9 protein-coding genes and 1 pseudogene are annotated in these 13056 nt (G+C 68.7%); 2 read left to right on the top strand and 8 right to left on the bottom strand.

Translation table 11 applies throughout. The annotated features are described in order from the left end of the window. Positions 1–121: 121 nt before the first annotated feature. The 5 genes and pseudogenes from ABD989_RS15375 to ABD989_RS15355 form a co-directional block, all read right to left on the bottom strand. Positions 122–1888, bottom strand: a pseudogene (locus ABD989_RS15375) (oleate hydratase); the annotation flags it as partial. 113 nt (positions 1889–2001) lie between these two features. Then, complete coding sequence (locus ABD989_RS15370) at positions 2002–2859, bottom strand: 3-hydroxyacyl-CoA dehydrogenase (protein ID WP_345314149.1); 858 nt, start codon at positions 2857–2859, stop codon at positions 2002–2004. A 91-nt stretch (positions 2860–2950) separates the two neighbouring features. Next, positions 2951–4009, bottom strand: coding sequence for an ABC transporter permease (locus ABD989_RS15365; RefSeq protein ID WP_345314148.1), 1059 nt, complete (start codon positions 4007–4009; stop codon positions 2951–2953). 1 nt (position 4010) lies between these two features. Beyond that, the gene (locus ABD989_RS15360; protein WP_246991641.1) at positions 4011–4847 is read right to left on the bottom strand and encodes an ABC transporter ATP-binding protein; all 837 of its coding nucleotides are present in this window, start codon (positions 4845–4847) and stop codon (positions 4011–4013) included. 24 nt (positions 4848–4871) lie between these two features. After that, complete coding sequence (locus ABD989_RS15355; RefSeq protein WP_345314147.1) at positions 4872–5459, bottom strand: alpha/beta hydrolase; 588 nt, start codon at positions 5457–5459, stop codon at positions 4872–4874. Between the two features lie 43 nt (positions 5460–5502). Between ABD989_RS15355 and pgm the strand changes: the two genes are divergently transcribed. Beyond that, positions 5503–7146 carry a phosphoglucomutase (alpha-D-glucose-1,6-bisphosphate-dependent) gene (gene pgm, locus ABD989_RS15350; RefSeq protein ID WP_345314146.1) on the top strand — a complete coding sequence of 548 codons (1644 nt, stop codon included), beginning with the start codon at positions 5503–5505 and terminating at the stop codon, positions 7144–7146. 67 nt (positions 7147–7213) lie between these two features. On the opposite strand, the gene mdlC is transcribed toward pgm, so the two are convergent. From mdlC to ABD989_RS15335, 3 genes are all read right to left on the bottom strand, one after another. After that, the gene (gene mdlC, locus ABD989_RS15345; protein WP_246991635.1) at positions 7214–8845 is read right to left on the bottom strand and encodes a benzoylformate decarboxylase; all 1632 of its coding nucleotides are present in this window, start codon (positions 8843–8845) and stop codon (positions 7214–7216) included. Between the two features lie 46 nt (positions 8846–8891). Further along, on the bottom strand, positions 8892–10556 hold the full coding sequence (locus ABD989_RS15340; protein WP_345314145.1) for an FMN-binding glutamate synthase family protein: 1665 nt from the start codon (positions 10554–10556) through the stop codon (positions 8892–8894). A 78-nt stretch (positions 10557–10634) separates the two neighbouring features. Next, positions 10635–12104, bottom strand: a complete 1470-nt coding sequence (locus ABD989_RS15335; protein ID WP_345314144.1) for an NAD-dependent succinate-semialdehyde dehydrogenase — start codon at positions 12102–12104, stop codon at positions 10635–10637. A 153-nt stretch (positions 12105–12257) separates the two neighbouring features. Here ABD989_RS15335 and ABD989_RS15330 point away from each other — a divergent pair, with 153 nt between their 5' ends. Beyond that, positions 12258–13013 carry a DsbA family protein gene (locus ABD989_RS15330; RefSeq protein ID WP_345314143.1) on the top strand — a complete coding sequence of 252 codons (756 nt, stop codon included), beginning with the start codon at positions 12258–12260 and terminating at the stop codon, positions 13011–13013. The last annotated feature ends 43 nt before the right edge of the window (positions 13014–13056 follow it).

Genomic DNA, 13056 nt, shown 5'->3' with positions numbered 1-13056 from the left:
TTGCCGCGCATGCTGAGCATGCGCCATCTCAGATTAGTCGGCGTAGCCGCAACGATGTGACGACCCCCTCATTCGGCATCCGAGTGAGGGGGTCGTCACTGTGCTGCGGTGTGGTCGGTGCCTACGGCTTGGCGATCAGCTTGTACTCGGCGAGCAACTCGCCGACTTCGTTGTCGACGAACTTCTTGTACAGCTTCTCGCGCAGATGGTGCGGGCCGGGGAGTTCCACTTCCTGGCCATCGCGCAGCCGCGCCGTCGCATTGAGGAGATGACGCACATCGTAGGTGGATCCGAAGACTTCGGGGACGGCGCGTTCGATGTCGAGCAGCGTGTACACCGCCTCCATCGGGGTGCGCACCGAGTACTCGGTGGTGAAGATGCAGTCGCGACTCGGGCTTTCGGAGAACTGGCCGATGAAGGCGAAGTTCACCGATCCGGCCGGCACGACGTCCGGTCGGTCACCGGCCTGGCGCGGCATGAAGAACGCAGTGACGTACGGCATCATCACCGGCACCGCCTTCGCGCCGGTCGCGGCGAGACCGTCGATCTGATCGGTGGGCACACCCATGTGGTACAGCCACTCGCGGGTGATCTCCTCGCCGGTGCAGTCGGCCATCGTCTTCTTCACGTAGTCGCCGACGTTGTCCGGGAACAGGCCGTACACCCAGACGACGATCTGGTCGTCGGGCTGATTCTTGAAGTGCGGCTGGCGGTTCACCGTCCAGCTCATCAGCCAGCTCGAATCCTTGGCGGTCACGATGCCGCCGGTGACCACCTTGCCGCTGAACGGATCCCGCTTACAGATCTTCTGGATGAACTCCGGAATCCGCTTGTCGAGCGTGGTGACCGTGCACGACTCCCACTTGGTCTCGTCGATGTGATCGGCGAAGACGCCGGGGCGGCCGAAGGACGGATCCTTCGCGGCGACGGTGCGCCACAGATCCCACGCCGGGGCCGGGCCCCGATTCAGCTGGGCCGGGGTCTGGTGGTCGCCCTCGTCGGAGTTCTCGGTGAGCGAGCCGATGGTCATGAAGAGCAGGTCGTTCTCGGTCAGATCGACGCCGCCCTCGACGTCCTCGCTGACCCAGTGGATGCGGGTGGCCTGCTTGCGGGTGCCGTCGATGGCGAAATCGACGTCGGTCACCGTCGTGGAGAACTGGAAGTTGACGCCCTGATCGAGCAGCCAGCGATACAGCGGTAGCACCAGCGATTCGTACTGGTTGTACTTGGTGAACTTGAGGGTCGACAGGTCCGGCAGGCCCTTGATGTGATGGATGAAACGGTGCAGGTAGAGCTTGAACTCGAGGGCGCTGTGCCACTCCTCGAAGGCGAACATGGTGCGCCAGTACAGCCAGAAATTCCCCTTCAGGAACTCCTCGCTGACCACCTCGTTGATGCGCTTGTTCTCCATCTCCTCGCGGGTGGCGAGGAAGATTCGCACGAGATCCTTCTGCGACTCGTCGCCCAGCGAGAACTTGTTGTCGGTGTGCGCGTCCTGCCCCTGATCGACGGTCACACGCTGCAGCGAGAAGTTCGGGTCGTCCTTGTTGAGCCAGTAGAACTCGTCCAGCACGCTCGCGTCGTCGATCTCCAATGACGGAATCGAGCGGAACAGATCCCACAGGCACTCGAAATGGTTCTCCATCTCGCGGCCGCCGCGGATCACGAAGCCCTTCTTGGGCACCTTGATGCCGTCGAGGGCGCCACCGGGCAGGTCCAGTTCCTCGAGGATGGTGATCCTGTCGCCGGCCATCTGGCCGTCGCGGATCAGGAACGCCGCGCCGGCCAGCGAGGCCAGGCCGGCACCGACGAACCACGCCGTCTTGTCGTCCACACCCGCGGGTTTGCGAGGTCGTGCGAAGGCCTCGTAGTTGCCGGCGTCGTGATGCGTGTGTGCTCCATTCGTGGGTGAAAAGGGTGTGCTGAAGCCGACTTCGGCGGGTGCTCGCCGAGCGGACACCCGCCGAAGTCGTGGGAGTTGTTGCTGATCGATTCCGCCGGTCAGACGTAGTCGTAGAAACCGTGACCGCTGGCCATGCCCAGGCGGCCCTTGTCGATGTAGTTCTTCTTGAGCCACGCGCCCAGCTTCTGCTGCTCGGCGTCGCCGTTGATCATGATGTTGTACGGCGTGTTCAGGCCGACGATGTCGTAGATCTGGAACGGGCCGAGCGGAGCGCCGGTCGCGATGCGCCAGACGTCGTCCACGGCCTTCGGGTCGGCGTAGTCGCCGGCCGCGAGTTCGGCCGCGGCGGCCAGGAACGGCACGAGGAGCGAGTTGAGGACGTAGCCGGCCTTCTCCTTGTGCATCGGGATCGGCACCATGCCGATCTCCGTGCCGAACTCGACGACCCGGTCGAAGACCGCCGTGTCGGTCTGCGGCGTGCCCATGATCTCGGCGGTGTTGAACTGCCACACGCGGTTCGCGAAGTGCATCGCGAGGAAGCGGTCCGGACGGCCGGTGGACGGCGCGATGTCGCTCGGCAGCAGGGTGGAGGAGTTGGTGCAGAAGATGGTGCGCTCGGGCGCGACCTTGTTGAGGTCGGCGAAGATGCCTTCCTTGATCGACAGGCGCTCAGGGGCGGCCTCGATCGCGATGTCGACGTCGGTGGCGGCCGACGCCATGTCCGAGTGGTAGGTGAGGCGGGCGAGGGCGGCGTCGACCTTCTCCTGGGTCGCATCCTTGACCTCGTTCAGATAGGTCTTCGCGAGGCCCGGGAACGTGGTGTCGCGCGCAGTGCCGACGATCTCGTCGCTGATGTCGTACACGGCGACGTCGAAGCCGGAATACGCTGTCTGATAGGCGATTTGGGAACCGAGAACACCGGTCCCGATGACCAGGACCTTCTTGATATCTGCCATGGGGAAAACGGTACGCGGCAATCCGATTCCCGGCTGAGAACCGTCCGGTTCGTGTCGCAATAGCCGGGCCCGGTCGTCGCGGATTGCTCGCTCACGCCACGCGCACGCCCTTGGCGAGCTTGCCCGCGGGTACCCGCAGCCGCCGGACCGCCACGGCGAAACCGACCAGACCGAGCACGACGGTGACGGCGACGCCCAGGTACCAACTGCGGCCGAGATCGCTTTCGGCATACCGATTTTCGTCTTCCCACCACCGCTCGCTGTCGCACGAGAGGTCGGTGATGTACGGGCCCGACCGGGCCGACGCCAGGGTGTTCGCGGTGGAGCGCGGGACGCTTATCGCCCAGTCGTTCGTCCGCGCGGTCCCGGCGGCGAGGGTGTCGGCGACGATGAGAACCGGGTTGGGGGCCAGCAGCCACCAGACGTCCTCGGTGTGGTGGAACGTGACCTTCTTCGGCTGGGCGACGCAGGGTTCGCCGGCGTATTCCGGATCGGCCGCGGCGCGCGCCGGGTCCCATCCGTGCTGGGGGCGCAGCACCGTGTGGGTGCGTTCCACCGAGGGCAATGCCAGGCCGTAGATCGCGGGCAGGCCGAGCAGGAGGAACAGGACCGTCGACAGGGTGAGCATGGTCGACGCAGTCGGCCGGTTCGACAGCGCGGAGAAGCCGAGGCCGATGGCGCAGTAGCAGCCGAGCAGGACGGCGACCACGACGACGGCGATCACCGAGAAGAGCACGGAGCTGGCGGCTTCGGCGATGCCCCAGATCAGGTACGGGGAGGCGATCGCGAGGAAGGTCAGCGAGGCCAGCCACGCGCCGAGCCACTTCCCGAGGGCGAGTTCGGCCGCGCTGATCGGGGTCACCTGTACCAGGGCGAGGGTGCCGTCCCGGCGGTCGCCGTTGATCGCGGCCGCGCTGATCGCCGGTGCGCCGACCATGCCGACGAACAGCACGGTGCCCAGGGCGATGGTCAGCAGCTCGCGTGCCCAGTCGTGGTAGTCGTCGCTTCCGAGCGTGGTCACGTACAGCGACCCGAAGACGATGGCGGACAGCAGGCCGAACAACGCCAGGGCGGTCCACTTCCACCGGGTGGACCGAATGCGTTGGCGCACTTCGAGTTTCGTGATGACGGCGACAGTAGAGAGGTTCATGTCAGGTCCGATCCGCATGCAGGTCGAGGTAGGCCTGTTCCAGATTCGACGACGTCCGGCTGAATTCGGCGACCTGCGCCCCGTCGGCGACGAGTGCGCTCAGGTGCGCGGCGGCGGCCTCGTCGTCGTCGAAGGCGACGATCCGGGCGGCCGACTCGGACTGCCCGACGAGTCGGATCCGCCAGCCCGGTCTGCCGAGCTCGGCCGGGCGGGTGCGGCCGCCGACCATCAGCACCACGCGGTCGACCATCTCCTCGAGTTCGGTGAGGATGTGTGAGGACACCAGGACCGCGGCGCCGGCGTCGGCGGCGGCCCGCAGCTGGTCGCGCAGTTCCACCCGGGAACGCGGATCCATGCCGGACGCCGGTTCGTCGAGCAGCAGCACCCGCGGCCGGTTGACCAGTGCGCGTGCCAGGCCGAGGCGTTGGCGTTGGCCGCGGGACAGTTCGCTGGCCGGTCGGTGGGCGTGTTTGCTCAGGTGGACTTCGGCGAGGAGCTGGTCGGCGCGGTCGGCGGCCGCGCGCGGGGTGATCGAGTACAGGCGGGCGAAGGTCACCAGGATCTCGTGCGGGGTCAGCGAGTCCCAGGTGCCGAAGGCGTCGGGCATCCAGCCGACCGCGGCGCGCAGGGCGGGGGAGTCGGCGGGCGCGCCGTCGAGCAGCAGCTCGCCGGTGTCGGCCTTCAGGAGGCCGGCCAGGAGCAACAGCAGCGTCGTCTTGCCCGCGCCGTTGGGGCCGACCAGGCCGGTGATGGTGCCGGGTGTCAGGGTCACGGAGGCGTCCAGGACCGCCGGGTGTTTGCCGAACGATCGGGACAAGCCGGTGGCGACGAGGGGCATGCGGCCCATCGTAGGGGCAGCGGGTCAGGTTCTGCGGAGCGCCGCGTCGACGAAGTCGAGGGTGCGGCCGTGCCAGAGGCCGAGGTGGTCGAGCATGGCGTGGCGGCCGCCCGGCACCGGAAGGTATTCGGCGTTCACGCCGCGGGCGGTGAGCTCGGCGATGCCCTTCTGCGTGCGCTGGTGCCGGGTCACGGTGTCGGCCTCGCCGTGGATGGCCAGCACGCGGGCGTCGTCGTGGATGTACCGCCAGTCGGCGAACTGCCACCACGGGGCCAGCGCGAGGATGTCGGACACCGTCTCGTCGGCACCGAGATGCGCGACGATCCGCCCGCCCATGGAATGACCGATCAGCGCGACCGGGGTGTCCGGATAGGCGGCCTTCATGCGGTCGAGCGCGAAGCGGGCATGCGGCATCGGGCTGGCCTGCCCGCCGTTCCAGCCGTACACCCGGTAGGTGGCCTGGTGCACGCGGACGGCGCTGCCGAAGCGTGCCTGGATGGACAGACTGAACGGGTACATCCGCACCGCGGAACCCTGGGTGCGGGAGAACGGCCGGTAGCTGAAGTCGGTGCCGCCGGGCAGCACCAGCACCGCGAGGCGGGGTGAACGCATGACCGCCAGACTAGTGCGGACCTCCGGTGGCAGAATCGGGGCCATGGGGCATGAGCGGGCCGGTACTCCGGCGTTGGAAGAGGACCTGATCGACGTCGTCGCCGTAGAGCGGGCGTACTACGACATCACGCCCGATCCGGCCGACCCGGATCAGCAGGTGGTCTTCGGGACCTCCGGGCACCGGGGCAGCAGTGTCAACGGCGCCTTCAACGAGGATCACGTGCTCGCGATGACGCAGGCCATCGTCGAGTATCGAGCCGACGCGGGGATCACCGGCCCGGTGTTCATCGGCTTCGACACCCACCTGCTGTCGTTGCCGGCGTGGCGCAGCGCGCTGGAAGTGTTGGTGGGCAACGGAATCGCGGTGAGGACCGCGACCGGCGACGAGTTCACGCCGACGCCCGCGGTGAGCCGCGCGATCCTGAAGTTCAACGCCGAGCACTCCGATGCGACGGCCGACGGGATCGTCGTGACGCCGTCGCACAACCCGCCGGCCGACGGCGGCTTCAAATACAACCCGCCCAGCGGGGGACCGGCCGACGGCGCGATCACCTCGGTGATCGCCGCGCGCGCAAACGAACTCCTGCGCGACGGCCTGCGCGAGGTGCGGCGCGTGCCGTTCGAGCAGGCCCGCGCCAGCGAGCTGGTGACCGACTATCCGTTCCTCGACGAGTACGTGAGCGCGCTCGGGGAGGTGGTCGACATGGCGGCCATCGCCGCGGCCGGTATCCGGATCGGCGCCGATCCGCTCGGCGGCGCGTCGGTGGCCTACTGGGGTGCGATCAAGGACCACTACGGTCTGGACGGCATGACCGTGGTGAATCCGACCGTGGACCCGACGTTCGGTTTCATGACCCTGGACACCGACGGCAAGATCCGGATGGACTGCTCGTCGCCGGACGCGATGGCGTCGTTGATCGCGCAGCGCGCCGAGTTCGACATCGCCACCGGCAACGACGCCGACGCCGACCGGCACGGCATCGTGACCGCCGACGCGGGGTTGATGAATCCCAACCACTACCTCGCCGTCGCCATCGACTACCTGTTCACCCATCGGCCGCAGTGGGCCGATTCCACCGCGGTCGGCAAGACGTTGGTGTCGTCGTCGTTGATCGACCGGGTGGTCGCCGGCATCGGCCGCGACCTCGTCGAGGTGCCGGTCGGCTTCAAGTACTTCGTCGACGGTCTGGCTGACGGCTCGCTGGGCTTCGGCGGCGAGGAGAGCGCCGGGGCGTCGCTGCTGACCTTCGACGGACGGCCCTGGTCGACGGACAAGGACGGCATCGTGCTGGACCTGCTGGCCGCCGAGATCCTCGCGGTGACCGGGAAGACGCCGTCGCAGCGGTACGCCGAGCTGGCGGCCGAGTACGGGTCGAGCGCCTACGCCCGGATCGACGCACCGGCCGATCGCGAGCAGAAGGCCAAGCTGGCCGCGCTGTCGCCGGAGCAGGTGCAGGCCGACACCCTCGCCGGGGAGCCGATCACCGCGATCCTCACCGCCGCGCCGGGCAACGGCGCCGCGATCGGCGGGCTGAAGGTGACCACCGAGAACGCCTGGTTCGCGGCCCGCCCATCGGGCACCGAGGACGTCTACAAGATCTACGCCGAGTCGTTCCGCGGCCCCGAGCACCTCGCGCAGGTGCAGGCCGAAGCGCAGGCTCTGGTCGACGCCGCACTCGCCGGCTGACGCCCGCCGATGGGAGGCGCACTCGGGCGTGCCTCCCGCCGGTCGGGGGTCAGGACAGGCTGGGGCGTCAGGTCAGGCTGGGGACGGTCGGGTCGATCGGTACCTCGATCACCGTGGGTCCGGGCCGATCCCAGGCCTCGGCCAGCGCGGCCCGGATCTGCGCCGGTGTCGACGCCACGACGCCGGTGGCGCCGTATCCCTGCGCCAGCACCGCCGGCGCGATGCCGGGGATGTCCAGACCCGGCACGTTCGGGCTGTTCTCCAACACGCCGAAGGCCTTCAGGATCGCGTACTCGCGGTTGGTGGGGACCACCGTGACCAGCGGAAGCTCCTGCTGGACGGCCGTGTACAGCGACTGCACCGAGTACTGCATGGAGCCGTCGCCGATCACCGCGAGCACCGGGCGTCGTCGTTCGCTGTCCCGTTCGGCCAGCGTGATGCCGACCGCCGCGGGCAGATCCCAGCCCAGCGCACCGCTGGCGAAGGTGTAGAACGAGTCGGCCTGGGTGATCGGCCATTCGGCGTGCAGGTCGGCCAGGTTTGACGGGCTCTCCTCCACCAGGACGGTCTCCGGCGGGCACGCGGCGCGCAGCACCCGGAATAACTGGCGGGCGGTGAGCTGTTCGTCGTCCTCGGGCGCGGTGATCGACGCCTCGGCCGGGGCGTGGGGCGCCATGCCGTGTTCCTGCCGCTGGACCGCGGCCTGCGTGGAACCGGCCGGCAGCAGACGGGCGAGACTTTCGAGTGCCAGCACGGCGTCGCCGATCAGACTGTCGCCGACGGGCGCGCGGCCGGACTCGGCCGGATCGGACGTGATGTGCAGCAGCCGGGCGCCGTCGGGCAGATAGTCACCGGCGATCCACGGGTAGTAGCGGAACACCGGGGCACCGATCACCAGGACCACGTCGTGCCCGGCCAGACGCTCCGCGAGCGGACCCTGCGCGAAGGGCAGCCCGCCGGCGTACAGCGGGTGGTCCTCCGGGAACGGGGGACGTTCGCTGCTCGGGGCCGCCCACACCTTGACACCGGTGTGCTCGGCGAAGGCCACCGCCTGCCGCCAGCCGTCGCCGCGGGCCACATCGGACCCGAGCACGACGACCGGATTGGCCGCTTCGGCGAAGACCCGGGCGAACTCGGCGAGGCGGGCGGGATCGGCGGCCACCCGGCTCGCGACCGACCGCACGGCCAATGGGATGGGGCACTCTGCCTCCCAGTCGTCGAGCGGGATCGAGAGGAACACCGGACCGGCCGGTGGTTGCAGGGCGACGGCCCAGGCCCGCATGAACGCGGCGGGAACGTCCTCCGGGCGCACCGGCTGATACGCCCACTTCACGTACGGCGCCAGGATGTTCTGCGGATCGGGATTGGCCAGCCACGGGTCCAGCAGCAGCATGTCGCGCGTCTGCTGACCGGCAGTGATGATCAGCGGGGTGCGGTTGGAGGCCGCGGTCAGCACTGCGCCCAGCGCGTTGGCCGCCCCGGCCGCGGTGTGGACGTTCACCAGCGCGGGTGCGCGGGTGGCCTGGGCGTAGCCGTCGGCGGCGGCCACCACCGACCCTTCGTGCAGGCCGAGGATGTATCGGAAGTCGTCCGGGAAGTTCTGGAGGAAGGTCTCCTCGGTGGAGCCGGGGTTGCCGAACACGGTGGTCAGGCCCAGCTCGCGCAGGAGGGTGAAGGTGGCCTCGCGGACCGTCGTCATGCGAATCGTCCTGTTCTTCTCGGTGAGTTCTCTGAGGCGCCCGGGATCAGACGGCGAGCGGGTTCGACGTCGACGTCATGTGCGGGTGGGTCGCGGCCCGGGCGGCGACGTCGGTCACCGAACCGGCGGTGAGCACGAACGAGTCCGCGCGGGCGGCGTTCCAGTCGTCGACCCATGACGCAGGCGGGCTGCTCAGCAACTCGCCGGGGCGCAGCCATTCGTAGATCTCGGCGTACGACTTGGACTGGTTGGGGCCGACGGTTCGCATCAGCATGGTCGGGTGCAGATCGTCGAAGCTCGACAGGCCCATCGACGCCACGAACTGCTTGGCGTTGGAGACCACGTGGCGCTGCAGGTTGTAGACGCGTTCGGTCTTGTCCGGCACGTCCAGGGCCCGGGACCGCTTGGTGTCCTGCGTCGCCACGCCCACCGGGCACTTGTTGGTGTGGCATTCCTGGGCCTGAATGCAGCCGACGGCCATCATCATGGCGCGGGCGGCGAGGGTGAAGTCGGCGCCCTGAATGACGCGCTTGACGATGTCGAAGCCGTCGGTGATCTTGCCGGAGGCGCCGATCCGGATCCGATCGCGCAGCCCGACGCCGACGAGCGCGTTGTGGACGGTCATCAGGCCCTCGGTGAGCGGCATGCCGACGTGGTCCTCGAACTCGACCGGTGCCGCGCCGGTGCCGCCTTCGGCGCCGTCGACGATGATGAAGTCCGGGACGGTCCCGGTGGTCAGCATGGCCTTGCAGATGCCGAGGAACTCGCTGCGGGAGCCGACGCACAGTTTGAAGCCGACCGGCTTGCCGCCGCTGAGGGCGCGCAGCTGGGCGAGGAAGTCGCACAGGCCTTCCGGCGTGTGGAAGCGGTTGTGCGACGGCGGGGACACCACGGTCTGGCCCACCGGCACGCCGCGCATGTCGGCGATCTCCTGGGTCACCTTGGCGCCGGGCATCACGCCGCCCAGGCCGGGCTTGGCGCCCTGCGAGAGTTTGATGGAGACGCACTTGATCGACGGCGCCTGCACCTTCTGCGCGAAGAGGTCGGCGTCGAATCGGCCGTCGGCGGTGCGGCAGCCGAAGTAGCCGGTGCCGATCTCCCAGATCAGGTCGCCGCCCGGCTCCAGGTGGTAGCGGCTCAGACCGCCCTCGCCGGTGTCGTGGATGAAGCCGCCCTTGGCCGCGCCGCCGTTGAGGGCGCGGATCGCGTTGGCCGACAGCGCGCCGAAGCTCATCGCCGAGACGTTGAACAGCGCCATGTCGTACGGCTGGGTGCAGTCCGGTCCGCCCACGCGCACGCGCGGATCGGCGTCCGGCGCGGGGTGCGCGGCGATGGAGTGCCGCACGAACTCGTAGTCGGGCCGGTACAGATCGCGTTCGGTGCCGAACGGGTCGACGTCCTTCACGTTCTTCGCGCGCTCGTAGATCGCGGTGCGGTTGGTGCGATCGAAGGGGCGGCCGTCGAAGTCGCGTTCGATGAAGTACTGCTGGATCTCCGGCCGGATGAACTCGAGGAGGAAACGGAAGTGCCCGAGCACCGGGAAGTTCCGGAGGATGCTGTGCCGCTTCTGCAGCAGGTCGTAGCTGCCGACCAGTGCGATGAACAGCAGCGGCACGGTGAGGAACAGCCACCACGGCGACACCAGGAACACGAGGGCGAAGGGCGCCCCGCCCAGTACCCAGAACGCCAGCACGCTTAACCATCGAGCCACGGTGAAATCTCCCCTTCGAAGTCTGTCGCGACGTGGTTTCGTCGCGCCCCTAACGAATCTGCGCTGTCGAGCCGGGCCTCAGGCGTCGTCCGGGGTCAGCGCGATGTACTTGGTGTCGAGGTACTCCTCGATGCCGGTGACGCCGCCCTCCACGCCCAGGCCGGAGTGCTTGACGCCGCCGAACGGGGCGGCCGGATCGGAGATCACGCCGCGGTTCACGCCGACCATCCCGTACTCCAGGCGGGCCGCGACTCGCTTGGTCCGATTGAGGTCGTTGGTATAGAAGTACGACGCCAAGCCGTAGTCGGTGTCGTTGGCGGCCGCGACGGCCTCGTCCTCGGTGTCGAAGCCGACGATCACCACCACCGGGCCGAAGATCTCCTCGTCGCGGATCCGGCAGTGGTCCGGGACGTCGGTCAGCAGCGTCGGCGGATAGAAGAAGCCGGGGCCGTCGAGCCGGGTGCCGCCGGTCTGCACGGTGGCGCCGGCCTCGATCGCCTCGTCGACCAGGCCCGCGACGCGGTCGAGTTGCTTGGCATTGATCAGCGGACCGAGCTCGCTCGTGTCGTCGTACCCGGGGCCCACCGTCATCGTGGACAGCCGCTCGGTGAGGGCCGCGGTGAAGGCCGGCCGGATGCCGTTCTGCACGAAGAAGCGGTTGGCCGCGGTGCAGGCCTCGCCGCCGTTGCGCATCTTGGCGGCCATCGCGCCCTCGATCGCCTTGTCGAGATCGGCGTCGTCGAACACGATGAACGGCGCGTTGCCGCCGAGCTCCATCGACGTGCTCAGCACCTGGTCGGCGGACTGCTTGATCAGGAGGCTGCCGATGCCGGTGGACCCGGTGAACGAGACCTTGCGGACGCGGCGATCGGCCATCACCGCCGCCGACTGCGCGGCCGAACCGGTGCCGGTGGGGACCACCGTCAGCACGCCGGGCGGCAGACCGACGTCGGCGAAGACCATGGCGAGCAGCAGCATGGTGAGCGGGGTGTCCTCGGCGGGCTTGACGATCATCGGGCAGCCGGCGGCCAGTGCCGGGCCGATCTTTCGGGTGCCCATCGCGAGCGGGAAGTTCCACGGCGTGATCGCGTACGACGGCCCGATCGGCTGCTTGATCACCAGGATGTCGCCGTTGCCTGCGGGGGCCGTGGTGGTGCGGCCGCCGATACGCACGGCTTCCTCGCTGAACCAGCGGAGGAACTCGGCGCCGTAGTTCACCTCGCCGACGCTCTCGGGCAGGATCTTGCCCATCTCGAGCGTCATCAGCAGGGCGAAGTCGGCCGAACGACGCTGCACCTCTTCGAATGCCGCGCGCAGGATCTCGGCACGTTCGCGGGGAGCGGTGGCCGCCCACTTCGGGCCGGCTTCCGCAGCCTCGGCGACGGCTGCCATCGCGTCTTCGACACCGCCGTCGGCCACCTCTACCAGCACGTCGCCGGTGGCGGGATCGATCACCGGGAAGGTCTTTCCGGAGGCCGCGGGCACGGACGTGTTCGACAGCCAGATGCCGGTCGGGACTTGATCGAGGAGGGCTTGGCGGTCGGTCATGGAACGATCCTTCGGCTCGGCGCACGGGGCCGCAGCGGCCGGATCGGCGTGCGTCCCCCTTGACCTGCACTCTATGACCTGTCTCGGATATCTGGGGCGAGTCAGGCATCGTCGTCGGATCCGGTCCAGAAAAGACAGACTAGAGTCGAGTGCGTGAGCAAGAAGACGCCGGGTGCGCCGAAGGAAGTCGCCAACTACCAGCCGCGAGTCACCTCGAGTCGGTCGACGTACGTCATGATCGGTGTCGCGGTCGCGGTGGCCGCGCTGATCATCGGCGGGCTGGTGTGGAACAACACCCGGTCGTATCCGCCGGTCGACGACAAGGTGCTCGCCGAGAACGCCGCCTTCATCGTCGGTGACGCCAACGTGCAGGACTCCGCCAAGGTCGTCACGGTCGACGTCTTCGAAGACTTCACCTGCCCCGCCTGCAAGCAGTTCGAGGGTCAGTCCGGCGCGGCGCTGGCCGCCGCAGTGCAGGCCGGACAGATGCGCGTGCGCTACCACCTGCTGACCTTCATGGACGAGAAGTCGCCGTCGGGCGACTATTCCTCGCGCGGCGCCGGGGCCATCCTGTGCCTGGCACGCGGCGGCGACTCGGTACAGGTCTTCAACCGCCTGCACGCCGAACTGTTCGCCAAGGCCGGCGGCGACAGCGACCCGGACAACGCGGCGATCGCCGTGATGGCGGCACAGGCCGGAGCGTCCGAAGCCACCCAGAAGTGCATCGCCGACGGCGCGCAGGTCGACGCCGCCAAGAAGATGGCCGACGCATCGCGCACGCAGCTCGCCAACTCCAACGAGGGCAAGGTGGCGACGCCGACCGTGCTGGTGGCAGGCGAAGCGGTCGAGGGCATCATGGACGGCGACGCCTGGATCGCGAATCTGATCACCGGCGGCCCGTCGAACTGATTCCGCCGAACCCCGCCGGAATCGCTCTGACCAGCTGATTTGG

Origin of the sequence: Gordonia alkaliphila, assembly GCF_039542465.1 — a bacterium.
Classification (GTDB): Bacteria; Actinomycetota; Actinomycetes; order Mycobacteriales; family Mycobacteriaceae; genus Gordonia; species Gordonia alkaliphila.
The sequence above is the reverse complement of the archived record's forward strand: the minus strand, read 5'-3'. Positions and strand labels throughout refer to the sequence as shown.